The sequence below is a fragment of the Aromatoleum sp. genome (genome assembly GCF_035254505.1).
Taxonomy (GTDB): Bacteria; Pseudomonadota; Gammaproteobacteria; order Burkholderiales; family Rhodocyclaceae; genus Aromatoleum.
Genome location: NZ_DATFAO010000090.1, coordinates 20321 through 42544 on the forward strand (window position 1 = coordinate 20321; position 22224 = coordinate 42544).

Annotated in this window: 21 protein-coding genes; 8 read left to right on the forward strand and 13 right to left on the reverse strand. The window is 66.6% G+C overall.

What is annotated here, in order from left to right; all coding sequences use genetic code 11:
• Positions 1 to 8: 8 nt before the first annotated feature.
• The 6 genes from VJ673_RS18320 to VJ673_RS18345 form a co-directional block, all read right to left on the reverse strand.
• On the reverse strand, positions 9 to 1136 hold the full coding sequence (locus VJ673_RS18320; protein WP_324127606.1) for an NAD(P)H-dependent flavin oxidoreductase: 1128 nt from the start codon (positions 1134 to 1136) through the stop codon (positions 9 to 11).
• On the reverse strand, positions 1133 to 2050 hold the full coding sequence (locus VJ673_RS18325; protein WP_324127607.1) for an enoyl-CoA hydratase: 918 nt from the start codon (positions 2048 to 2050) through the stop codon (positions 1133 to 1135). Before VJ673_RS18325 ends, VJ673_RS18320 begins: the two co-directional genes overlap by 4 nt.
• A gap of 27 nt (positions 2051 to 2077) precedes the next feature.
• Positions 2078 to 2875 carry a CoA-transferase subunit beta gene (locus VJ673_RS18330; RefSeq protein WP_324127608.1) on the reverse strand — a complete coding sequence of 266 codons (798 nt, stop codon included), beginning with the start codon at positions 2873 to 2875 and terminating at the stop codon, positions 2078 to 2080.
• Positions 2876 to 2887: 12 nt separating this feature from the next.
• Positions 2888 to 3763 carry a CoA transferase subunit A gene (locus tag VJ673_RS18335; RefSeq protein WP_324127609.1) on the reverse strand — a complete coding sequence of 292 codons (876 nt, stop codon included), beginning with the start codon at positions 3761 to 3763 and terminating at the stop codon, positions 2888 to 2890.
• Between the two features lie 12 nt (positions 3764 to 3775).
• Positions 3776 to 4678, reverse strand: coding sequence for a VOC family protein (locus tag VJ673_RS18340; RefSeq protein WP_324127610.1), 903 nt, complete (start codon positions 4676 to 4678; stop codon positions 3776 to 3778).
• A gap of 274 nt (positions 4679 to 4952) precedes the next feature.
• A complete protein-coding gene (locus tag VJ673_RS18345; protein WP_324127611.1) occupies positions 4953 to 5150 on the reverse strand; it encodes a hypothetical protein in 198 nt (65 codons plus the stop codon).
• A gap of 274 nt (positions 5151 to 5424) precedes the next feature.
• On the opposite strand from VJ673_RS18345, the gene VJ673_RS18350 reads away from it, so the two are divergent.
• The 4 genes from VJ673_RS18350 (at position 5425) to VJ673_RS18365 (ending at position 11477) form a co-directional block, all read left to right on the forward strand.
• Positions 5425 to 6267 carry an alpha/beta fold hydrolase gene (locus tag VJ673_RS18350; protein ID WP_324127612.1) on the forward strand — a complete coding sequence of 281 codons (843 nt, stop codon included), beginning with the start codon at positions 5425 to 5427 and terminating at the stop codon, positions 6265 to 6267.
• Positions 6268 to 6435: 168 nt separating this feature from the next.
• Positions 6436 to 9441 carry a type VI secretion system Vgr family protein gene (locus VJ673_RS18355; protein WP_324127613.1) on the forward strand — a complete coding sequence of 1002 codons (3006 nt, stop codon included), beginning with the start codon at positions 6436 to 6438 and terminating at the stop codon, positions 9439 to 9441.
• The gene (locus tag VJ673_RS18360; protein ID WP_324127614.1) at positions 9438 to 10742 is read left to right on the forward strand and encodes a glycoside hydrolase family 19 protein; all 1305 of its coding nucleotides are present in this window, start codon (positions 9438 to 9440) and stop codon (positions 10740 to 10742) included. The genes VJ673_RS18355 and VJ673_RS18360 overlap by 4 nt, the downstream gene beginning before the upstream one ends.
• Positions 10743 to 10757: 15 nt before the next feature.
• Positions 10758 to 11477 (forward strand): hypothetical protein, encoded by a 720-nt coding sequence (locus VJ673_RS18365; protein WP_324127615.1) that lies wholly within the window; start codon positions 10758 to 10760, stop codon positions 11475 to 11477.
• Between the two features lie 101 nt (positions 11478 to 11578).
• Here VJ673_RS18365 and VJ673_RS18370 read toward each other — a convergent pair whose 3' ends face one another.
• From VJ673_RS18370 to VJ673_RS18380, 3 genes are all read right to left on the reverse strand, one after another.
• Positions 11579 to 12949, reverse strand: coding sequence for a DUF1329 domain-containing protein (locus VJ673_RS18370; RefSeq protein WP_324127616.1), 1371 nt, complete (start codon positions 12947 to 12949; stop codon positions 11579 to 11581).
• Positions 12950 to 12967: 18 nt separating this feature from the next.
• Positions 12968 to 14581, reverse strand: a complete 1614-nt coding sequence (locus VJ673_RS18375; RefSeq protein WP_324127617.1) for a DUF1302 domain-containing protein — start codon at positions 14579 to 14581, stop codon at positions 12968 to 12970.
• A 64-nt stretch (positions 14582 to 14645) separates the two neighbouring features.
• Complete coding sequence (locus VJ673_RS18380; protein WP_324127618.1) at positions 14646 to 15407, reverse strand: SDR family NAD(P)-dependent oxidoreductase; 762 nt, start codon at positions 15405 to 15407, stop codon at positions 14646 to 14648.
• A 232-nt stretch (positions 15408 to 15639) separates the two neighbouring features.
• Here VJ673_RS18380 and VJ673_RS18385 point away from each other — a divergent pair, with 232 nt between their 5' ends.
• Genes VJ673_RS18385 through VJ673_RS18395 form a run of 3 tightly spaced genes read left to right on the forward strand, consistent with a single transcriptional unit; the run spans position 15640 to position 18142 of the window.
• On the forward strand, positions 15640 to 16356 hold the full coding sequence (locus VJ673_RS18385; RefSeq protein ID WP_324127619.1) for an EthD domain-containing protein: 717 nt from the start codon (positions 15640 to 15642) through the stop codon (positions 16354 to 16356).
• A 12-nt stretch (positions 16357 to 16368) separates the two neighbouring features.
• Positions 16369 to 17205, forward strand: a complete 837-nt coding sequence (locus VJ673_RS18390; RefSeq protein WP_324127620.1) for an SDR family NAD(P)-dependent oxidoreductase — start codon at positions 16369 to 16371, stop codon at positions 17203 to 17205.
• 25 nt (positions 17206 to 17230) lie between these two features.
• The gene (locus tag VJ673_RS18395; protein WP_324127621.1) at positions 17231 to 18142 is read left to right on the forward strand and encodes an NAD-dependent epimerase/dehydratase family protein; all 912 of its coding nucleotides are present in this window, start codon (positions 17231 to 17233) and stop codon (positions 18140 to 18142) included.
• Positions 18143 to 18188: 46 nt separating this feature from the next.
• Here VJ673_RS18395 and VJ673_RS18400 read toward each other — a convergent pair whose 3' ends face one another.
• The 4 genes from VJ673_RS18400 to VJ673_RS18415 all read right to left on the reverse strand — a co-directional run bounded on the left by VJ673_RS18400 (position 18189) and on the right by VJ673_RS18415 (position 21272).
• Positions 18189 to 18947: an SDR family oxidoreductase gene (locus VJ673_RS18400; protein WP_324127622.1), complete on the reverse strand. Its 759-nt coding sequence runs from the start codon at positions 18945 to 18947 to the stop codon at positions 18189 to 18191.
• Positions 18948 to 18970: 23 nt separating this feature from the next.
• Positions 18971 to 19837 carry an SDR family NAD(P)-dependent oxidoreductase gene (locus tag VJ673_RS18405; RefSeq protein WP_324127623.1) on the reverse strand — a complete coding sequence of 289 codons (867 nt, stop codon included), beginning with the start codon at positions 19835 to 19837 and terminating at the stop codon, positions 18971 to 18973.
• Between the two features lie 3 nt (positions 19838 to 19840).
• Positions 19841 to 20257 carry a nuclear transport factor 2 family protein gene (locus VJ673_RS18410; RefSeq protein ID WP_324127624.1) on the reverse strand — a complete coding sequence of 139 codons (417 nt, stop codon included), beginning with the start codon at positions 20255 to 20257 and terminating at the stop codon, positions 19841 to 19843.
• Between the two features lie 202 nt (positions 20258 to 20459).
• Entirely contained in the window at positions 20460 to 21272 is an 813-nt protein-coding gene (locus VJ673_RS18415; RefSeq protein WP_324127625.1) for an SDR family oxidoreductase, read from the reverse strand.
• 154 nt (positions 21273 to 21426) lie between these two features.
• Here VJ673_RS18415 and VJ673_RS18420 point away from each other — a divergent pair, with 154 nt between their 5' ends.
• On the forward strand, positions 21427 to 22212 hold the full coding sequence (locus VJ673_RS18420; protein ID WP_324127626.1) for an enoyl-CoA hydratase: 786 nt from the start codon (positions 21427 to 21429) through the stop codon (positions 22210 to 22212).
• Positions 22213 to 22224: the final 12 nt, after the last annotated feature.

The window sequence follows — 22224 nt, forward strand, 5'->3', positions numbered from 1 at the left end:
GTGGCGGCTCAGCGCACGATCTCAGCGACCGACCTGGGCGATGCGGCATCGAGCCGGCCGTAGAGTTCGGCGAGGCAAGCCTGCGCGCCGGCGGCGATGCCGTGGATGACGTCCTCGCAGCTCTCCAACCGGCCGATCGCCGCCGCGACCTGGCCGCTAGGCAGGATTCCCTCGTCGGGACGGCCCTCGACCATCGAGCGCTGCAGCAGCACCGGCTGATTGGCGGACATCACGGTCTGCGAGACCGCGCCCGGGTCTTCCTTCAGCGCACGGCGCAGCACGCCGAGCATGTGACCGGCGCTCATGCCGGTCTGGCGCTTCCACTGCCACGCGCTCTTCAGCGCGATCGCGAGGCGCCCGGTCGGACTCGCCGCTTCGAGCCGGTGGATGAAGGGGTTGTCGATCATGCGGTGGCGCATGCCGTCGACCGCCAGCGTCACGCGGACCTTCTGCGGGTCGTCGACGGCGACGTAGCGCTGCAGCGTCGCGGGCGGCGTCGGCGAATCGGTGGTCATCAGGAAGCGGGTGCCCATCGCGATGCCTGCCGCGCCAGCCGCGAGCGCCGAGGCGAGCCCGCGACCGGTCGAATAGCCTCCCGCGGCGATCACCGGGACCTTCACCGCATCCAGCACCTGCGGCAGCAGGATCGTGGTCGGCACGCCACCGGTGTGGCCGCCGCCCTCGCCGCCCTGGATTGTGATCATGTCGGCGCCCAGCTCGACCGCCTTCACCGCATGCTTCACCGCTCCGACGGTCGGGATGCACAGCACGCCGGCTTGCTTGAAGCGCGCGATCGTCTTCTTGTCCGGCCCGCGGCCGTAGCTCACCGCACGCAGCCGGTAGCGGATCGCGAGATCGACGCACTGGCCGGCGTTCTCCTGGAACATGTGGAAGTTGAGGCCGAAGTTGCTGCCGCCGGTCGCGGCGATCACCTTGCGGATCTCGTCCTCGATCTTGTCGGGAGCGATCGTCGCCCCGGCGAGGAAGCCGAAGCCGCCCGCCTGGGTCGTCGCGATCACGAGATGCGCGTCAGCGACCCAGCCCATCGCGGTCTGCACGATCGGAAAGCGGCAGCCCAGGCGCTCGGTGAGCGGCGTGCGCAGCAGCGCCGAGTAGTCACGGTTGTCGCGGCTCATTTCACGCCCTCCGCGGCCGCTTCCTTGTTCGCGCTCGCCATCGCGCGGGCGTCGTAGCCGCCCAGGTGGTCGCCGGACAGCAGTTCGTTGTGCGTGTGCGCGAAGTGGTGCCACGCGAACGCGGCGTCCATCGCCGTGCGCTTGCCCTGCAGGTCCTCGACGTGGTTCACCGCCTGCTTGGTCAGCGCGAGCCCCATGCGCGGCTGCTGCGCGATGCGCGCGGCGAGCGCGTAGGTCGCCTCCTCCAGCCCGGCGCGCGACACGACGCGGTTCACCATCCCCATCTGCCAGGCGCGTTCGGCCGGCATGCGCTCGCCGGTGAAGAGCAGCTCCTTCGCGAGGCGGGGGTTCAGCTCGTAGGCGTGGGCGAAGTACTCGACGCCGGGGATGCCCATGCGCACGACCGGGTCCTGGAAGAAGGCGTCCTCGGCTGCGACGATCAGGTCGCACACCCACGCGAGCATCAGCCCGCCCGCGACGCACGCGCCCTGCACCATCGCAATTGTCGGCTTCGGCAGATCGCGCCAGCGCCGGCACATGTTGAGGTAGACCTCTTGCTCGCGGGCGTACAGGAACTCGCCGCCCGGCTTGTTGGTGTGATCCCACCAGAGGTGCACGCGCTCGAAGGACTTGCGGACGTCGCGGCCCGGCGTGCCGATGTCGTGTCCCGCGGAGAAATGCCGGCCTTCGCCACGCAGCACGATCACCTTCACCGCATCGTCGTCGACCGCACGGCGGAAGGCGGCATCCAGCGCATAGGTCATCTGCGAGTTCTGCGCGTTGTTGAAGTCCGGCCGGTTCAGCGTGACGGTCGCAATGCCGTCGATGACCGCGTACTTCACCGGCTCGTCGGTCTCGTAGTCGGCGCCGTCGCCGCAGCGGGCGAAGGGCCGGTCGTTGGGGAGGGCAGTCATGTTGTGCGTCCTTCTTGTGACGCCGCCTTACGCGGCGCGGATGCCCGGGGGATTGCCCTTGAGCTGCGCGGCGCGCAGGTCGTGCGGGTCGAGACGGCGGATGATCGCGAGCTGCTCGGCCGTCGGATGCGGCGTCTCCGCGATGTCGGGCGCCGCGATCAGCGGGAAGCCCGTCTTCTCCTGCACCTCGCCGCAGCTCACGCCCGGATGCAGCGAACGCACCCGCGCCGCCCGGCCGGGACCGTCGAAGTCCATCACGCACAGATCGGTGACGACGCGGCGGATGTCCATCAGGTCGCGGCGCACGCCGTCATCCCAGCGCTCGGGCTTGAAACCGACGCCGGACACCATATCCACCTCGCCCGCCACGAACACCCGCGGGCTGTGATTCGGCACGAAGAAGGAATTGACGTGGTTGATGCTGTTGCCGGGCAGGCCGCGCACGCCGAGCATCGCCGCCTTCGGCTTGCGGTAGTCGCCGACCACCGAGAGGTTGGTCTGGCCCCAGCGGTCGATCTGGGTCGGTCCGATCATCGCGTGCCGCCGCCCGCCCCACACGCATTCGAAGATGCGCTCGAAGGACATGTAGCCCGAATACTTCGGCACGTAATCACCACGCGGCCCGAGTGGAACCGGCTCCTCGACGAGGTAGGTCTCGCTGTCGGTCATCAGCAGCGCCGGCCCGTGCGTGAGCTTCGCGAGGCTCGCGCCGAGGCGCGGGATCACGCCGATGCCGGAGGCGAGCACCTCGCCGTCGCCGCGCCACACTTCGGACGCCGCGACAATCATCAGCTCGGCCAGCGAAAATTCGTTCTTGTCGCTCATTCGGCGGACTCCTCAGAAAACCGGCAGCGGCAGGCTGCCCATGCGCTCGACGCCGCCGTTGCGGGCCTGGTACGCGGCTTCGCCCCCGGCTACGAATTCCTCGACATAGGCCGGCCAGCCGCCCTCCTCCGCCGCGCTGGCGACGTAGCGCTTGAAGTGCCCCATGTCCCAGCCGTAGTCGGGCGCGCAGGTCGTCGGATGCGCGCCGCAGGGGGCATGCACGACGCCCTTCACGAGATAGCGCTCGAAGGTGTTGCGCCGCGCCGTGTCGCCGTCGAGCGCGAAGCGTTCCTCGACGCGCTCGGCCGACACATAGCAGGCGTCGGCCGCGCGGGCGAAGAGGTGGTCGAAGTAGGGATCGCCGCCGAGGATCAGCGTGTTGCCGAGCCGGTCCGCGACGTTCACATGGACGAAGGCGACGTCGAGCTTGAGCGCCGGCATCGCGAGCAGCACTTCGCCGTCGTCGTAGGGCGACCTCACCGTGCGCAGCTCGGGGTTGAGCCGCGTCACGTCGGTCGCGAGCCCGCAGCGGGTCGGCAGGAAAGGCAGTCGCATGCCGGCCGCGCGCAGCCCCCACTCGAGCATGCCTTCGTCGAGTTCGAGCAGCTCCAGCCCGCCCGCTTCACGCAGCTTGCGGTACCACGGCTCGAGCGGGATCGCGTCCAGGGTCGCGAAGCCGAAGATCAGCTTCTTCACCTTGCCGGCCGCGCACAGCATGCCGACCTCCGGCCCGCCATAAGCGACCACGGTCAGGTCCTTCACGTCCGAGCGCAGGATCTCGCGCATAAGCGCCATCGGCTTGCGCCGCGGCCCCCAGCCGCCGAAGCCGACCGTCATGCCGTCGCGCAGCCCGGCGACCGCGTCGGCCGTCGTCATCCTCTTGTCCATGTCGTCTCTCCCTCAGGCCGCCTGTTCGCGCCGGCCGGCGCCGAAGTCGTGGCCCCAGATGCTGACGCGCGTGAATTCGAAGGCGTTGTGCCGCTGCCAATCGACCTGCAGCCCGCCGTAGCCGAATTCGAGGTCGAAGCCCGACGGCGTCTTCATATAGAAGGAAATCATCCGGTCATTGAGGTGCTGGCCCAGCGACGCCGACAGCGGCACCTTGTGCGCGATACGGCGGTCGTGGGCGCGCCCAACCTCGGTCATCGAATCGACCTCGACCATCACGTGCACGCAGCCGCTCGGCACCGGGTATTCCGCGATCGCGAGGCTGTGATGGCGCGCGTTGTTGCAGTGGAGAAAGTGAATCCGCAACGCCGGCGCGGACGGATCGGGGCGGAAATTGAAGATGTCCGACAGGCCGAAACCGAACACGTCGCGGAAGAAGGCGATCGTCGCGTCGAAGTTCGGCGCCGGCAGCACGGTGTGGCCCAGGCCCATGTCATCGGTCAGGAAACGCGGCACGCCTTGGGGCGACACGAAGGGCTGCAGGTCCGAACGATGACCCCAGCCGAGTTCGTGGCGATTGCCGGACGGATCGAGCACGACCGCGATTGCCTGCATCCCGCGCTGCTCGACGAGCGCCTTATCCGCGAGCTCGTAGCCGACTTCGGCGCGGTCGAGCGTCTTGAGCGCATCATTGAAGGCGCGCTCGTCGGCCAGTTCCCAGCCCGAGGCGACGTAGCGCCGCTCCGCGCCCTCGACCACCAGCATGCGGAAGGGCCGCTCGTCCATCTTCACGTACAACCCGCCGTCCGGCGCCAGGGACGTCGTCATGCCGAGGACGTCCTCCGCATAGCGCTTCCACTCGCCGAGGTCGTTCGTCTGCGTGACCAGGTAACTCAATGCGCGGATGTCGATCATGCTTGCTCCCTAGGAATTGCCGATACGTGGGAGGCATTGTGCGAAGCCCGCGCAAGCGCCTCATCGTCCATTGGGATTAAGCAGCGGGGGTGGCGAACCTTCAGAATCGATGAGTCTTTCGGACGGACAGCCGCCGCCTCCGACAGCGCCGCAGAAGCGCGCCAGGCAGGACTCGGACGACGCCCAAGCGCCGCGACGTCGACGGGCAGGAACGCGCCGTCGACCTACGTCCGACACTCAAATCGGATCAGATGGATTGCGTCCCGCCGGTGCCTCAGCGCCCGGCCATGCGCTCGAAGAACTGCTGGACCGACGTGGTGGAAGCCAGCATCTCGCCGCCGCAATACGCCGACGGCGAAGCACAGCCATCAGCCGGGAAATCGGAAAGCATGTCGCCCTGTCGCCGCATGGCGCTATCGACGGCATTGAGCAGCATCAGCACCGCTCCAAAGATGAAGAGCCTGGCGATCATCGCACCCTCCTCCGACTCCGCAGAGTCGCTGTCTCTCTCACTGGATTTCTTGTCGTATCGCGCGTCGCCGGCAGCTCGCCTGCCCGCTCGCGGACCCGTTGCGGAGATGTCTGCACGGGTGAAGCGATCTTGTTCCCGCTCGGGTACGGTCGCATCACACAAACGGACTATGGGAGGCCGCCTTCGTCCGAACGGACGATGCCCGCGGGTGGGCGCGGCGGGACGATGCGGTGGAACTCCGCCACAACATCCCTTACCTTCCGGAGCCCCACCGATGTCCCAGCAAGACTTCCCGCTTCCAATCGACCAGTTTGTCGAACTCACGAAAGGCCTGAACAAGGGTTTGCGCCTGCACTACCTCGACGTCGGCCAAGGCCCGGTCGTCGTCTGGCTGCACGGTAGCGGACCCGGCGCCAGCGGCTACAGCAACTTCAAGGGCAACTACCCGGAATTCGCCGCGGCCGGCTTCCGCAACCTCGTGCTCGACCTGCCCGGCTTCGGACGCTCGGACAAGCCCGCCGACATCAAGTACGACCTCGGCTTCTTCGTCGACGCGCTGTCCGGCTTCCTCGACGCCCTCGGCATCGACCGCTGCACCCTGCTCGGCAATTCCCTCGGCGGCGCGATTGCGCTGGGTCTCGCCCTCGAACGTCCAGCCGTCGTCGAACGCCTGATCCTGATGGCCCCCGGCGGCCTGGAAGAGCGCGAAGCCTACTTCCGCATGGAAGGCATCCAGCGCATGGTGCAGACCTTCGCCGCCGGGCCGATGGGCATGGAGGAGATGCGGCACGTCATGAGCCTGCAGGTCTTCGACCCGGCGCTGCTCGAAGACGCCCTCCTCGCCGAACGCGCCGCCGTCGCCCCGACCCAGCCCGCCAACCTCTTCTCGACGATGCTCGTGCCGAACCTCAGCTCGCGACTCGGCGAACTCCAGGCGCCGATCCTTGGCTTCTGGGGCACCGACGACAAGTTCAACCCAGTGCGCGGCGCAATGACGCTACTGGAGAACGCGCCCCACGCGCGCGTCGTCATGCTCAATCGCTGCGGCCACTGGGTGCAGGTCGAACACCGCGAGCTGTTCAACCGGGCCTGCGTTGACTTCATGACAAAAGAGTAATCACAAGCGCACCGGTCACGCCGTCAATACGGCGTCCCATCCTTGTGCGATTACGACAGGCGGTTTGGGCTCTATGCCATAGCTCGGGTTTTTCGGACGTTCCTGATGTATGATATTTGGTTACTCAAACCAGATTGACACGGGGCACTTCGCTGCCCCGGACCGCTCATGAACCGCCTTCTCGACCTGATTGCCGGCGGCGCCGGCTGGCGCCAGACCGACCGCCTGCTGACCCTGACCACACCGCTCGGCCCTGATGTCCTGCTCGCCGAAACGGCCACCATCGTCGAAGCCCTCGGCCCGGTCCTCGATCACGCCGGCTTCCGCATCGAACTGACTGTACTGAGCGCCGATGCCGAACTCCCGCTCACCGCGCTATTGGGCCAACCGGCACGGCTCGATCTGCAGACAAGCGCCTCACGCACACTGCTTCGCCCCTTCCACGGCCACATCACCCGTGTCGCACGGCTCGGTGCCGACGGTGGCTTCGCGCGCTACCGGCTCACGATCGAGCCCTGGCTGAGCTTCCTCGCTCACACGCAGGACAGCTACCTCTTCCAGGACAAAACCCTCGTCGAAATCGTCGACGAACTCTTGGGCGACTGGAACGGAAAGGGCAAGCTCGTGCCCGCCTGGCGCTGGGAGCTGGCCGATCCCGACGTCTATCCAAAACGCGGCATGACTTGCCAGTACCGCGAGAGCGACCTCGCCTTCCTCAAGCGCCTGCTCGCCGAAGAAGGGCTCTTCTGCTGGTTCGAGCATCAGACCGACACCGGCGACACGCTGGGATCCCACACCCTCGTCATCGCCGATCACAACGCCGCCTTCACCGACAACTCGCAGGCCCGCGCGCGCTTCACCCAGTCCGGGGCGACGCTCGCCGAAGACGGCATTGACCGCTGGCACAGCCTCCGGCAACTCGACACAGGCACCACGCAGGCGAGCAGCTGGGACTACCGCAGCCTCTCCACCCGTCCGCAAGCCGCCCCGAGCGCGACCGCAAACAGCATCGCCCGCTCGATCGTCTCGTGGGACGATCCGGGCCCCTACGCATGGCCGACCGCGGCGCACGGCGAGCGGATGATCGAGCGCCGCCAGCAGGCGATCGACGCGCGGCTGGAGCAATACGTAGGCGCCGGCACCGTACGGACCGCCGCTCCCGGTACCAACTTCGACCTCGCCGATCACCCCGAACACGACCGCGACCTGCCCGATCGCCGCCGGTTCGTGATCACCGCGGTGACCCATCGCGCGCGGAACAACCTCGCGACGCCGCCCGAACAAGCGTCGGCCGAACGGAACGCAGTCGACCTCTATCGCAACGAAGTCCGCGCCGTCCGCGCATCCGTGCCGTGGCGCCCTGTCGTCGCTGACGCCCACGGCCGCCGCATTCATCCCCGCCCGACGGTCTCCGGCCCCCTCACCGCCATCGTCGTCGGCGACGGTTTTAACGCCGGCGAGCCCGCCCCCACTCACACCGACCGCGATCTCCGCATCCATGTGCAGTTTCCGTGGCAACGCGGCAGCCGATCGGCGAGCCGGCAGCTGCATCCGAGCGGCGCCGACAACGCGCCGGCCCATGCCGGTCTTGGCGTCTGGCTGCGCGTCCTCAGACCGATGGCCGGCGCCAACTGGGGCGGACACTTCACGCCGCGCCCCGGCCAGGAAGTGCTCGTTGCGTTCCAGAACGGCAACATCGACCGCCCCGTCATCATCGGCGGCCTCTACAACGGACAAGGTCAGCCCGACGCGGCCGGCAACCGCATCGGCAGCACCACCCAGGGCGCCACCGCCAACGCACCGGCGTGGTTCGCCGGCGAAACCGACCCCGCCCACACGCACGGCGCAAGCCTCTCCGGCATCAAGACGCAGCAACTCTCGGCCAGCCGCGACGGACAAGGCGGCTACAACCAGCTCGTCTTCGACGACACCCCCGGCCAGTCGCGCATCGAACTCTCGACGACGGAATACGCGAGCCGCTTACAGCTCGGCCACCTCAAACAACAAGCCGACAACGCGCGCCTCGCGAACCGCGGCCACGGCGCCGAACTCGCGACCGAGGCCGCCATCGCCCTGCGCGCCGGCAACGGCCTTCTCGTGAGCGCCGATGCTCGATCGGGCGGAGCGGGATCGCATCTCGACAGCCGCGAAGCGATCGCTCAGACCGAGGACGCCCAAGCCCTCGTCCTCACGCTCGCCGACGTCGCCCACAAGCAGAAAGCCGCCCTCAAGGGCGACGAAACAGCCGACAAGCTACCGGCAAGCGTCGCGCTGGGCCACGCCGCCAAAGTCCTCGCCGCCACAGAGACCCGGCAGGCCTCCGTTGACACCACCTCCAGGGATTCGAGCAGCTTCGCTGCCACCCGCGGCGGCACCGGCACGGTCGCCGCGTGGTGCGAACCGAGACTCCAGTTCAGCGCCCCGGCGGGTATCGCCCAACTCACCCCCAAGAACCAGATCCTCACCGCCGGCGGCAGCCTCATCGCCGCAGCCGGCCAGGACATCCAACTGGTCACCCAGGGTCGACAGAGCGTCGCCGTCAAGGACGGCCTCGCCCTCTTCACGGTCGGCAAGGCCACCAAGGGCGCCAAGCCCAACACCGAGACCGGCATCCACCTGCACGCCGCGAGCGGCCAGGTCAGTGTCCAAAGCCAGAGCGGCAAGACCCTCGCCGCGGCCGACAAGACGGTCACCGTGGCCAGCACCACCGCCTCGGTGATCGCGAGCGCCAAGCAGCACCTCCTCGCCACCGCCCAAGGGGCCTACCTGCGGATATCGGGCGGCAATATCGAACTGCATGCGCCGGGGAAGGTGGAGCTCAAGGCGAGCATGAAGAATTTGACGGGGCCAGCGAGTGTGGCAGTTGTCCTGCCGAGCTTTCCCGTATCGCAAATGGAAGAGTCCGTATCTCAAACGGACGAGTCCTTCACGGCAGTTTTTGATATCGGAAGTCTGACTCACAACGACCCTTCCTTGCTGCGCACGAACTTTGAGGTTTGGACGCGCGGCGAGCAGCCAGAACTGATTGCCAGGGGCGCTCTGGATGAGCTCTGCCGCAGCTTTGTGGTGCGCACAAAATCTGCTGAACCGGTTGAATTGCTGGCAGGCGAGGGGGAATGGATGGATTTCATCGATAGTCTGGAGAACGTACGCGAATTGGGAGAACTTGCATGAGTGCGTGGGAAGATTTCCTGGAACGGATGGCGCAGGAAATCCGGTCCCGCCTGGATGGCGGCGTCCCTTTGCCTGCCGCAACCGGTGAACCTTCCACCTCCACGCCGGGCAGAGTCATGGTTTGCTTCGTCAATCGATACATGAATCCGCTCGATGGCGTGAAATATAAAATCCGCTTCGACGGCCAGGAGTTGGCCGGAATCACTTCCGAGCAAAGTCATTGCATCGAACTTCAGCCTAGAACGCTCAGACCGATACAGGTGTCGGTCTGGTCGCGGGAGCGCAACGCCTACAAAGCACTGGACCCTGTGACGCCCCTGCAAGGCCAGCCCGTACTGGTTCGCAAGCGCCTCAACACCCTCAAGGTGCTGGGCGAAACGGATGAACCAAACAGCCCGCAGACACCGCAGCCCCGACCGCAGGCTCCGCGGCCGGCGCCGCCGCCGGGAACGTCGCCGGAGAACAACCAGGGTATTCACCCCCCAACCGCAGAGCGCGACGAGCGGGGCAACCCGTTGTTTCCGGCCGAACGGCCCGTGCCTGGCCAGATTACGGTCACGCAGCTGCGCACGATCTTTCCGAAGATCCAAGGTGGAGCGCCGACCGATGCGCACTTACGGGCGGTGGCTGACGAACTCAATGCCGATCTCGCGAAATACAAGCTCGACACGCCTGTGCGGCGTGCGCACTTCTTCGGGCAGATCAAGCGCGAGGCCGGGGCGACGCTTTCCGGTGCGGCGGAGTGCCTCAACTACAGTGCAGACGACCTCAAACGCTTCAGTTACTACAAGCAACACCCTAACGAAGCACAAATCGATGGTCGAACTGTCACCACTCTACCCAACGGTGCCAAGCACACCAAACCCGCTAATCAAGAGACGATCGCGAATAGCATATATGGCGCGCAAGGATTGGGGCCGACCCTAGGCAATGTAGAAGCAACAGATGGTTGGCGCTTCCGTGGGCGGGGGATGAAGCAACTGACGGGACGTGACAACTACGCCAGATTCACCGCTAGGCACCAGGTAATCTGGGGCGGCAATACTAACTTTTGTGCGCAGCCCGAACTGGTTTCCCTGATGCCCTACGCCATCCGTTCGGCGGTCTTCTTTTGGCTTGATAAGAAGTGCTGGCGGCCTGCCGATGATGGCATCACCGATGACGCCATCGATGCCGTCACTCGAATCGTAAACGCAGGTGAAATCGCAAATCACAAAAAAGGCGTCTATAGAGACCCGGGGAAAGACCCGGTACTGCTGCGGCGCAGTTACGTCAAGCTGGCTCACGCCGCATTTATTTGATTGGAGGAATCGCCCTTGCGGCCGCAATATTCAATCGTTCTTCCTTTTGTGCTGATGTGCCTTGCGACTGCTCACTCGAGCGCAGAAGTAGTGCTAGATAAAACTTTTGATGTCAAGCCGGCCATCCTGCCGATCGAGAAATTTATTAAGAGCTACGCTACGCCACGCGCCAAGGGAACGTTCAATTACAACATATGGGTTCAGAACGGCCGCATGCGCGGAGGCAATTCTGTTTTTGGATGGAGGGTTTCCGGGAAGAGGTATGTGAGCGCGATCGCGTGGTATACGTCGAATCTAGATCCTCTACCAGACTGTGATGACAATTCTTACGACTGTGACTGGATAGTAGATCGCCACACTATTTGCCATCTATTCCTATTCGACGCGGACACCTTGACTCTGGCCGGCGTCACCCCACTCAACCTTGCGCGCGACCGCCGCCTGTTGAAAGGCAAGCCCCGTTGCCAAGACGTGAAGGCGATGTCCGTCGCGGAGGTAGTGCCGGACACTATGCTAATTACCCTTGGATATTCCGACAGCGCGGAACCTGCGGAGACCCGTTACGACCCACCGGAGTTCGTCACCACCGTCGCCTTGCACTTCGATCCGACTCCCGGTGTGCTGCGCGTCGAACAACGGGACAAGTGCCTGGGCAACCCGAACGGTTTAAAAACGATTGCCGCAGCTCGCAAGAAACTGCGCGAGTGCGAGGCGGAGAAAGCCCGGGCGCAATAGCACTCCGACAATCGATACCGTCCCAGCGCAAACGGCCCCGAATCTCTCCGGGGCCGTTGTCTCAAGCGCCGATCGCAGGCGCCCCAGTTCTCTGCGAGTAACTACTTCCCCGCCTGCCGCAGCGCATCCACCGTCATCATGTGATCCTTCAGCCGATCCCCGTTGAGGATCGGCGGAGTACCCTCGTTGGTCAGGCGGTCAGCCATGTAGGCGCCCGAGACGAGGTCGTGGTACAGGGCGACACCGGCGTGGAAGACCTTGGCGTCGTAGGCGTAGTAGGTGTTGAGCATGTTGGTGCGCCACAGCTGGCCGCGGGCATCGTAGTTGTCGGCGAGCACGGCGATCCAGCTGTCTTCGTCGATGTACATGACGCGCTTGGCGTACTGGTGGCGATAGCCTTCCTTCAGCGTGCCTTCGAGCACCCACACGCGATGCAGCTCGTAGCGCATGGGCTCCGGGTTGATGCTGCCGGGCTGGAGCATTGCCTTGTAGGTGTACTTCGGGTCCTCCAGACGGTAGGCGTTGTAGGGGATGTAGATCTCGCGCTTGCCGGCGAGCTTCCAGCTGTAGCGTTCGCCCGAACCGTTGAAGAGGCGGTCATCGTCGACGGTGCGGAAGCCGCCCGGGCCGAGCGGCATGTCGAAGCCGTAGCCCGGGGACTGGCGCACGCGGCGGGTGCCCGGGTTGTACTGCCAGGCCACCGTCGGATTGACCTTCTCGTTGAAGAAGGAATGCGACAGGATGACCTCGCCCTTGTTGCGCTCGGGCGCGAGGATGCTCAGCTTCGCGTAGGCGAAGAGTCCGTCGCTGGGCTTGCCCTCGGCATCGGGGTGGTTGGTCGGCGCCATGATTTCGTAGCGCACCTTGCCCCATGCGATGTTGCCGTTCGGATAGACGACGGCCTGCTCGAACGTCGCATCCTCCTGGTACACGCGTAGCGGAAGCTTCATGTTCCACAGCAGCTCGTCGCCGGTCTTGGGGATCGGGAAGGGGATGCCGCCGTTCATCGATTTCACGCCCATCGCGTCATCGACGACTTCGGCCGTGACCGCGTTCTTGCGGGTCGTCTCGCAGTTCCAGTCGGCATAGCGGAAATCGCGATGGCTCGGGTAGACCGGCATGCTGAAGCTGTCCGGGTATTTTTCGAGGAGGGCCTTTTCGCCGGCGGAGAGGCGATCGGCGTACTGGGCCGCGTTCTTCGCGGTGATCGTGAAGAGCGGCTTTTCCACGGCATACGGGTCCGCATAGCGCTTGCCCGCGGCCGCTTGCAGACCGGGCACGGCACCGAGCCATTTGCCGCCGAAAGCGGGAATGGAGGCATCCTTGTTGGCGCCCTTCTCCGCGCCGAAGCACGTGAGGTCCTTGCCGAGCTGGGCGGCTTCAGCCGCGGAGAGTTTCGCCGACGCGCCCTGGGCGAACATGCCGAGCGCCGCTGCCAGCGGGAGTGCGATGCGCAATGTGGTCGAGTTCATGATGTCCGTGCTCCTTGCTCAAAAGCTGTACTTCGCGCTGATTGCCACATAGTCCCGGTCCGCGAGCGGACGGGCGGCGAGGTCCGCCTTGCCGAGGAAGGCGTTGTAGCTGACCCCGAGTTCCAGGTTGTTCAGGTACTTGAAGTTGGCGCCGATGCTCATGCGCTTGTCGCCCTCGCCGACGAGCCCGCCGAAGGCGCCGGCGACGGCCGCCTTGCCCTTGACCTGATGCGCGAAGGACACCGGCAGGGTCATGTCCCAACCTTCGAAGATGTTGTTCCACGTCGGCGTGATCATCAGCTGGTAGGCCCAGGCGTTGCGGTCGTTGGTGAGCTTGTCGAAGCGCATGCCGGCGAACTGGAAGTCCTCGATGTCATTCACGTGCAAGTAGCCGACTTCGCCGACGAAGGTGGTCTGATCGGAGAAGGAGCGCGGGCCAAGGATGTAGAGCGCCGAGAGCTGCGCCTGGGTGGCCTTCGCGCGCGTCGCGACCGGTCCCAGCATGCTGTCGACGAGGACGGGCACGCCATCCTTGTAGCTGACTTCGCCGGCGACGTTGAAGTCGCCCATCCGTGTCGAGAAGCTCGCGCCGGTCAGCTTGATGTCGTCGAAATAGACGATGTTGTAGCTGGTCGGGAACGGCCCCGCGAAGTTCATGACGACGTTGGGATTCTTGTCGTGGTAGCGCAGGTGGTAGAGGCCGATCTCGGTCTCGTCGGTCACCGCCATGCGTGCGCTGAGGCCCCACTGTCCGCTGTCGGAGGGCTTCAGGTCGCGGGCGCGCGGGATGTTGAAGCCCGGTGCGGCGCGGATGAATTGGGCGCCGGGGCCGACGACGTCGGTGTAGGAGAAATAGCTGCCGACGGGGTCGAGCTCGGTCGGCGCGTATTCGTACTGGTAGTACGCGGCGAGGCCGAAACCCGGGGTGATCTGCCACTGGGCGGAGGCCTGACCAACGGGCAGCAGGATGTCCTTGACCTCGGTGCCGGGCACGTTGGCCTTGGTCGCGTCGGCCGGCGATTGCGCGCCGGCGATGTTCGGGAAGAACAGGCTCTCGCCCCACTGCACGACCTGGCGGCCGACGCGCAGGTTGAGCATCGACTCACCACCGGTCTGGAAGCTGCCGTAGACGTAGGTGTCGAGCAGGCGCGAGCGGCTGCCCGAGAGGTAGCGTGCGCGGTTCGTGAACTCGTCGTTGTCGCCGGTCTTGTTGACGGTGCCCGGCGAGTCGTTGTCGTTGCCGTGGCGATAGACGTCGTCGTAGAAGCTGCTCGAACGGACGAAGAGGCCGTAGTTGCGGTACTTGATGTCGGCCTCGGCGAGCAGCGCGACTCGGTTGTTGATCAGGCTGCCGCGCTTGAAGTTGCGGTCGCCGTCGTCGCTGTTCGCCGTCGTCGGCAGGCCGGTCGCGGGGTCGATGGGGCCATCGACCAGCGCACGCGCCGGCTTCTGCGTCCGCACCGCAGCGCCGTAGCTGAGGTTCAGCAGGTAGTCGACGGTGATCTCGTCGCCGATGGTCGTGGAACCGGCCCAGGCGGGCAGGCCGATCGACGTCAGGGCGAGCGCGAGCACGGTGCGCCGGATGCCCGTCTGTCGACCGCGTTGGCCAGGTGTTCCCAGCTCGTAGTTCATTGTCGCTGTCTCCTTCGTGTTGCGTGTGGAATCTGTCGGGGCGAGAGGCAGGGAGTGAATGGGCTCACTGCCCGGTGACGTGCAGCGCGTTGAAACCGGCCATCATTCCGCCGTCGACGACGAACTCCGAGCCGGTGCAGTAGGACGCGTCGTCGGAGGCGAGGAAGGCGATCATCTTCGCGACCTCGTCGGGACGGCCGACGCGCGGGATCGGGATGTGGGCGTGCGCGGCGTCCATGTCGATGCCGGGCGTGCGGACCATGTCGGTGTCGATGCCGCCGGGATGGACGGAGTTGACGCGGATGTTGTAGCGGCCGAACTCGATCGCCGCGCATTTCGTCATGCCGCGCACGGCGAACTTGCTCGCGACGTAGGCGCTCGCGCCTCCGATGCCCTGCAGGCCGCCGACGGACGAGGTGTTGACGATCGCACCGCCGCCCGCCGCCTTCATCGCCGGCAACACGGCCTGCATGCCGAGCCAGCACCCGAGCTGATTGACGGCGACGACCTGGAGGTATTCCTCGGCGGTCATCGCTTCGAGCGCGCCCCAGCGCAGGATGCCGGCGTTGTTGACGAGCACGTCGAGGCGGCCGAAACGCTCCTGCGCGGCCTTGACCGCCGCGGCCCACTGATCCGCCTTCGAGACGTCCAGATGCTGGTACGCGACCGCCGCGCCGAGTTCGTCCGCGAGCCGCTCGCCTTGCGCGTCGAGCACGTCGGTGATCAGCACGCACGCCCCTTCGGCGGCGAAGAGCCGCACCGCTGCATCACCCTGACCGCGCGCGCCACCGGTCACCAACACCACTTTTCCTGCAAAACGGCTCATCAGGTTTCTCCTGTTCGTCAATGAGTCCCCCTGTCGGGGCGAGACCGATGGCAACGCGATGACCACCGATGGGCGCATGTTCCGCAATGCGCCCGGGGCGGACATCACCCATCTGAACTAGTGCGAGCGGAGGAGATGGAGCCGGCCGGGACGTAGTCCGAGCAGACGATGAGGCGGGGTTGGGGTGCGTTCAGGATGCGCCAGGAAGCAACCCCAACCGAGGAGACACAAGATGGAGAAAGTCGTATACGTCGTCTGGCGCGATTCCGCGACCAGCCCCGAAGCCTTTCGCGAGCGCCTGCGCAACGGCGTCGCCGACAAGCTGCTGACGCTCGGCGCACGCGGCGTGCAGGTGAATGTCGCGGACGATGCGGTGCAGCCGGCGGCGGGACTGCGCCAGGTGCGCACGCGGCCGCAGATGGAAGGTCTCGTCAGCGTCTGGATGGACAGCGCGATCGAGCAGTTCCGCAAACCTTTCGACGAGGCGATCGAGGCCGTGAGCGCGCGCATCGCGGGCTATCTCGTCACCGAATCGAACCCGATCCGCAACACGCGCTTTCCGCCGAAGCCGGGCGAGCGCACGGCGGGCTTCTCGCAACTCGCCTTCCTCAAGCGCCCGCCGCGCCTCACGCACGAGGCCTGGCTGGACGTGTGGCACAACAGCCATACGCAGATCGCGGTCGACACGCAGGACAACTTCCAGTACGTGCAGAACGTCGTCGTGCGCCCGCTGACCTACGGCGCACCGGCCTTCGATGCGATCGTCGAGGAATGCTTCCCGGCCGCGGCGATGACCGATCCGCATGCCTTCTTCGATGCCGTCGGCGACGAGGAGAAGTTGCAGCGCAACGTGCAGGCGATGATGGACAGCTGCCACCGCTTCATCGACTTCGACAAGATCGACGTGCTGCCGACGAGCCAGTACGTCGTCAAGGCGCCGGCCGCCTGAAGGGAGACGCCAGTGATCGAATTCCGGAACAAGACGATCCTCGTGACCGGCGGCGGCGCGGGGATCGGGCGGGCGACGGCGGAGCTTTTCGGCAAGGCCGGGGCGCGCGTCGTCGTCGCCGAAATCGATTCGGCGCGTGCCGCGGAGGTGCGGCAGGCGCTGGACGCGGCCGACGTGCAGAACCTCGTCGTCGAGACCGACGTCACGAGCAGCGAGCAGCTGGCCGATCTCGCGCGGCAGATCGATGCGCGCTTTGGCGGGCTCGACGTGCTCGTGAACAACGTCGGCGACTTCCTCGGGATCGCGAAGCCTTTCGACGGCTACAGCGACGACGAGATCGAGCGGCTCTACGCCGTAAACCTGCGCCAGATCTTCGGCGTGACCCGCACGATGCTGCCGCTGCTGCGGCGGAAGGCGCCGGGCGCGAGCATCGTCAGCGTGTCCTCGATCGAGGGCTTCCGCGCGATCCCGAACTGCAGCGTCTACGCGGCCTTCAAGGCGGCGATCACGGGCTTCACGAAGAGCCTCGCGCTCGAGCTCGGGCCCGCCGGCATCCGCGTGAACCTGATTGCGCCCGAGACCACCGAAACGCCGCAGGTGCCGGTCGGCCTGATGATCGCGCCCGAGCATCGGGCGCACATCGAACGCTGGATCCCGCTCGGCCGTTTCGGCACGCCGGCGGACATCGCCGGCACCGCCCTCTTCCTCGCGAGCCCGCTCGCGGCGTGGATCACCGGCACCTCGGTGCACGTCGACGGCGGCGCGCTCGCGGCGGCGGGCTGGTACCGCGACCCAAAAGGCTTCTGGACCAACATCCCCGTTGTCACGGGCAACGGCTTCAACTACTGACGGCATCCCCCAACAAGGAGACACTATGAAGATTCTCGTCATCGGCGGTACCGGCCTCATCGGCGGCCACGCGGCCTTGAAACTGCGTGCCGAAGGCAACACGGTCACCCTCGCGGCGCGCAAGGCGCCCGCCTCCATCAGCCCGCTCGCGGAATTCGATCTGCTGCAACGCGACTACATCGCGGGCGATTTCACGAAGGAAGATCTCGCGCCCTTCGACGCGATCGTCTTCGCCGCCGGCAACGACATCCGGCATCTCCCGCCGGGCACCGACGAAGCCGCGCACTGGGAACGCGCGAACGTCGAGGCCGTGCCGCGCTTCTTCCAGCTCGCGCGCGACGCGGGCGTACGGCGCGCGGTGCTCGTCGGCAGCTTCTACCCGCAGGTCGCCCCGGCGCTCATCGAGTCCAGCCCTTACGTCCGCTCCCGCCATCTCGCCGACGAGCGTGTGCGGGCCCTCGCGACGCCGGAGTTCCGGGTCTGCAGCGTCAACGCCCCCTTCGTCGTCGGCACCGTGCCCGGCCTGCACATCCGCATGTTCGAGGTCTACACGCAGTACGCCGAAGGCAAGCTCACGGGAATGCCGGCCTACGGCCCGGCCGGCAGCAGCAATTTCATCTCGACCAGATCGCTGTCGGAAGCGATCTGGGGCGCGCTGCAGCGCGGCGAGGCGGGCAAGGCCTACCTCGTCGGCGACGCGAACCTGAGCTTCGCGGAGTATTTCGGGTTGTTCTTCCGCGCGGCGGGCAACGAGCAGCCGGTGCCGTCGCTCGACCAGGAGCATCCGCTGCTGCCGGACATGGCGATCTATACCGGCCGGGGGAATCTCGTCTCGTACGAGCCCGATCCAGAGGAGTTGGCCTTGTTGGGCTATGCGCGCAACGACGTCGAACGCACGGTTCGTGAGGTGGTGGCGCAGTATCGGGTGGTGCAGTAGAGGTAGGTCGGCGGCCCTAACAGAAGGGGCCGCCGGTCCTGACTGCTCACAGCGACGAAATCAACTGCGCGTTATCGATCCGCAGCTCCGCCCCGTTGATGAAGCGCGACTCGTCGGATGCGAGGAAGAGCACGAGCTTCGCGACGTCCTCCGGCTGGCACATGCGGGCCATCGGGTTCTTGCCGATGCCGAGCGCCTCGGGGTCGAGGCCGGGGGCGATGGCCTGGGTCATCGGCGTCCAGATGCCGTCGGGGTGCACCGAGTTGCAGCGGATCTTGTAGCCGCTGCGCTTGCAATGCACGGCAACGCTGCGCGCGAGCGCCGTGACCGCCCCTTTCGAGCCGGTGTAGGCGGCCATCATCGGCAGGCCGCCGAGCGCAGCGACCGAGGACATGACGATGATGGAGCCCCCGGCGGCGTTGTGCTTCATCGCCTCGACGCCGTACTTGCAGCCCAGGAAGTAGCCGTCGGCGTTGGTCCGCATCACCCGGCGCCAGGTGGCGAGATCGGTCTCCTCGATCGATCCGACCGGGCAGATCGCCGCGTTGTTGACCAGCACGTCGAGCCGTCCGAAGGCTTGCTGCGTCGCTTCGATCGCCTGGCGCCAGTTTTCCTCTTCGCCGACGTCGTGGCTGACGAAGATCGCCTGCTCGCCGATCTCGCGCGCGAGTTCGCGCCCGGCGTCCTCGTTGATGTCGGCGAGCACCACGCGGGCGCCTTCGGCCGCGAGCAACAGCGCGTCCGCCTTGCCGACGCCGCTCGCCGCGCCCGTGATCAGGGCAACTTTGTCTTTCACTCGATTCATGTGTTCCTTCCCTATTTCGCCACTCATTTCGCCGAACTCCCGCCGCGCGCGATGCCGCGCAGTACGTCCTTCACGGTGTCCTCGCCGTACATCAGGCCCATCGCGTCGTCGAGGACGGGATGCCGGCGCAGCTCGTTGCCGCCATCGACCGCAAAACTCTGACCGGTGACCCACGCCGATTCCGGGCCTGCGAGATAGCGCACGGCGCCCGCGATGTCGGTCGGTTCGCCGAAACGGCCGAGCGGGATCTGCTCGGCGAACTTGTCGAGCAGCGCGGGTGAGCCGAAGAGCGCGCCGGTCGCGTCCGAGCGCGTGAGTCCCGGTCGCACGGCATTGACGCGAATACCGGCGGGCGCGAGTTCTTCCGCCGCGCCACGCACGAAGGCCTCCAGGCCCGTCTTGGCCGTGCAGTAGGCGGAAAGCCAACGGAAGTTCATCCTCGCCGCGGTCGACGAGATGCAGACGATCGCCCCGCCGCCCTTCTCGGCCATCATCGGCGCCGCGTGGCGCACCATCAGGAAGGCGCTGACGATGTTGAGTTCGAGCTCGGCGCGGAAGCTGTCGGCGTCGTGCATCAGCAGCGGCCGGAAGCCGCCGCCTCCTACGGTGGGGACGGCGATGTCGAGGCGATCCTGCATCGCCCAGGCCCGCTGCAGCGCGGCCTGTACGTCGTCGGCCTGACCGGCGTCGCCGGCGTGGCATTCGATGCGGGCCCCGGGCAACTCGTCACGCAGGGCGTCGCGCGTGCGCTCCAGCGCGTCGCGCCGTCGGCCCATGAGCAGCAACGCGGCGCCATCACGTGCCAACGATCGTGCGGCTGCCGCACCGATTCCGCCCGCGCCACCGGTCACGATGGCGGTCTTGCCTTCAAGAGGTCGTTTCGTTTCCATGGCTCACCCCTGCAGCGGAAGATCCTGGGTCCAATCGACGACGAGCTCGCGCTGTGCGAAGCGCCACTCGCCGCCATCCAGTACCAGGCGGTCCTGATAGCGGACGCCCCAGTCGAGCTTGCGCTTGGCGCCGTCACGCTCGTAGATGTGGCTCGCGACGCAGTAGGTCTCGGCGTTCGCCGACGCGCCGTCCAGGGTCACGAGCTGGTTGTGGACGTGATGCTGGGTCGTGCTGTACTGGCCCAGCGCGCCCATGCCTGCGAGGATCGCCACGTGTCCGTCCATGCTGAACCCGGGGCCGCGGATGCTCGCGCCCGGCGCGAACAGCGCCTCCAGCGCCGGCCAGTCGCGCCGGTCGACCGCCCGCGCGTATCGGCACGCGAGTTCGTAGATGTGTTGCTTGTGATCCGCTTCAGCCATGCTTTTGTCTCCTCGATGGGCGCAGATGCGCGAAGTTGTCGGGACGAATCGCGTCCATCCCGTCACTCGCATCGTGGAGTCGTCGGCTTAGGCGGGCATCGCACGTTCGGACTATTAGCCCGCCGACCCAGTACATCCGTTCGCCCTGACCTTGTCGCGGCTCCGCAGGGCTTCGACACCGGGGCTAACGGATGAAGCCACGTCAGGCGCCGTGCTGCGCGCCGACCGCGAGGAAGGCCGGCCGCTCGCCGCCACCGTGCAGCAGCAGGTTCACGCCGCTCGCATAGCTCGCGAGCGGCGAGGCCGCATACAGGCAGGCGTTGCCGATGTCTTCCGGAGTCGCTAGGCGTCCGGCGGGGATCGTGCTGGCGACGGCAGCAAGCCCCGCGTCATTGCCGTAATGCAGATGCGACTGCTCGGTGTGCACGAGTCCCGGGCTCACTGCGACGACACGCACCTTCGGCGCCCACTCCACCGCGAGCGACTGCACGAGCGACAGGATCCCCGCCTTCGCCGCCCCGTAAGCCGCCGTGCCGGGCGACGGGCGGAGCGCGGCGACGCTGGCGATGAAGATGATCACCCCGCCCTCGTCCTGCCGCTGCATCGTCGCGTTCGCGAGTTGCGCGACGTTGAGCGGCGCGATCAGGTTCAGGCGCAGGATGCTCTCGTGGAAGCGCGGCGATGCGGTGTCCGCCAGCGCGAAGGGTGCGCCGCCGGCGTTGTTCACGACGACATCGAGCCGGCCGTGCTTGTCCCGTATGAGGTTGAACAGCGCCTGCAGCGATTCGAGGTCGCGCACGTCGGCCGCGACGAACAGGGCGCGCGCGTCACCCACCGACGGCAGCAAGTCGGGCGCGCTGCGCCCGCACACCAGCACTGTGGCCCCGGCCGCGAGAAAGCAGCGCGCGATGCCCGCGCCGATCCCCTTCGTGCCGCCCGTCACGAGCACGACCTTGCCGTGGTAGTCGAGCGCCTGCTGCGGCGACGGCAGGCTCCCGTTTGATCGATTCGTCATCGATGTCTCCCTTCGGATTTTCACGGCTCGACTCTATCGATGCGCCCGACGCCCCTCGTCGTCTGAACGGACGATGAGCGCGGGCGGCGCCATGCGGAACATGCGAAGTGATCCGATCCGCTCGTTCAGCGGAAATGCGAGGAGACCTTTGACGATGCCCACCTGCCCCGACGACATCCTGATCCTGGAACATCCTTCCGAAGGCGTTGCGCTGCTCCGCCTCAACCGCCCGGACGCCGCCAACGCCCTGAGCCCCGCACTTCAGAAGCGGCTTGCCGACACCTTCACGACGCTTGCAGACGAGCCGTCGGTGCGCTGCATCGTCATCGCCGGCAGCGACAAGGTATTCGCCGCCGGGGGCGACATCGACAGCATGGCGGGCGTCGGCCCGATCGACATCGTCCTGCGGCGCACCGAACGCCTGTGGGCGCCGATCCGCGACTGCCCCAAACCGGTGATCGCCGCCGTGCGCGGCCCGGCGTTCGGCGGGGGCTGCGAACTCGCGATGCTCGCTGACATCATCGTCGCCGGCGAGAGCGCGCGCTTCGCGCAGCCGGAAATCCGGATCGGCATCATGCCGGGCATCGGCGGCACGCAGCGCCTGGTGCGCGCGGTCGGCAAGGCCAAGGCGATGCGGATGGCGCTGAGCGGCGCGCCGATCACGGCACAGGAGGCCTGGATCGCGGGCCTCGTCAGCGAGGTCGTCGCCGACGACAAGGTGATGGAGTCTGCGCTCCAACTGGCCGCCCGCATCGCCGCGATGCCGCCGCTCGCGGCCGAACAGATCAAGGAAGTGATCCTCGCCGGCATGGACGCGCCGCTCGACGCCGCACTCGCGCTCGAACGCCGCGCCTGCGCCCTGCTCTTCGCCTCTCGCGACCAGAAGGAAGGCATGCAGGCCTTCCTCGAAAAACGCCCGCCGCGCTTCGAAGGGCGGTGACCCTCGGGCGGG

Bases quoted from the DNA above. Each gene is read 5' to 3' on its own strand.
- VJ673_RS18320 (WP_324127606.1), bottom strand. From the start codon at position 1,136: ATGAGCCGCGACAACCGTGACTACTCGGCGCTGCTGCGCACGCCGCTC.
- VJ673_RS18325 (WP_324127607.1), bottom strand. From the start codon at position 2,050: ATGACTGCCCTCCCCAACGACCGGCCCTTCGCCCGCTGCGGCGACGGC.
- VJ673_RS18330 (WP_324127608.1), bottom strand. From the start codon at position 2,875: ATGAGCGACAAGAACGAATTTTCGCTGGCCGAGCTGATGATTGTCGCG.
- VJ673_RS18335 (WP_324127609.1), bottom strand. From the start codon at position 3,763: ATGGACAAGAGGATGACGACGGCCGACGCGGTCGCCGGGCTGCGCGAC.
- VJ673_RS18340 (WP_324127610.1), bottom strand. From the start codon at position 4,678: ATGATCGACATCCGCGCATTGAGTTACCTGGTCACGCAGACGAACGAC.
- VJ673_RS18345 (WP_324127611.1), bottom strand. From the start codon at position 5,150: ATGATCGCCAGGCTCTTCATCTTTGGAGCGGTGCTGATGCTGCTCAAT.
- VJ673_RS18350 (WP_324127612.1), top strand. From the start codon at position 5,425: ATGTCCCAGCAAGACTTCCCGCTTCCAATCGACCAGTTTGTCGAACTC.
- VJ673_RS18355 (WP_324127613.1), top strand. From the start codon at position 6,436: ATGAACCGCCTTCTCGACCTGATTGCCGGCGGCGCCGGCTGGCGCCAG.
- VJ673_RS18360 (WP_324127614.1), top strand. From the start codon at position 9,438: ATGAGTGCGTGGGAAGATTTCCTGGAACGGATGGCGCAGGAAATCCGG.
- VJ673_RS18370 (WP_324127616.1), bottom strand. From the start codon at position 12,949: ATGAACTCGACCACATTGCGCATCGCACTCCCGCTGGCAGCGGCGCTC.
- VJ673_RS18375 (WP_324127617.1), bottom strand. From the start codon at position 14,581: ATGAACTACGAGCTGGGAACACCTGGCCAACGCGGTCGACAGACGGGC.
- VJ673_RS18380 (WP_324127618.1), bottom strand. From the start codon at position 15,407: ATGAGCCGTTTTGCAGGAAAAGTGGTGTTGGTGACCGGTGGCGCGCGC.
- VJ673_RS18385 (WP_324127619.1), top strand. From the start codon at position 15,640: ATGGAGAAAGTCGTATACGTCGTCTGGCGCGATTCCGCGACCAGCCCC.
- VJ673_RS18395 (WP_324127621.1), top strand. From the start codon at position 17,231: ATGAAGATTCTCGTCATCGGCGGTACCGGCCTCATCGGCGGCCACGCG.
- VJ673_RS18400 (WP_324127622.1), bottom strand. From the start codon at position 18,947: ATGAATCGAGTGAAAGACAAAGTTGCCCTGATCACGGGCGCGGCGAGC.
- VJ673_RS18405 (WP_324127623.1), bottom strand. From the start codon at position 19,837: ATGGAAACGAAACGACCTCTTGAAGGCAAGACCGCCATCGTGACCGGT.
- VJ673_RS18410 (WP_324127624.1), bottom strand. From the start codon at position 20,257: ATGGCTGAAGCGGATCACAAGCAACACATCTACGAACTCGCGTGCCGA.
- VJ673_RS18415 (WP_324127625.1), bottom strand. From the start codon at position 21,272: ATGACGAATCGATCAAACGGGAGCCTGCCGTCGCCGCAGCAGGCGCTC.
- VJ673_RS18420 (WP_324127626.1), top strand. From the start codon at position 21,427: ATGCCCACCTGCCCCGACGACATCCTGATCCTGGAACATCCTTCCGAA.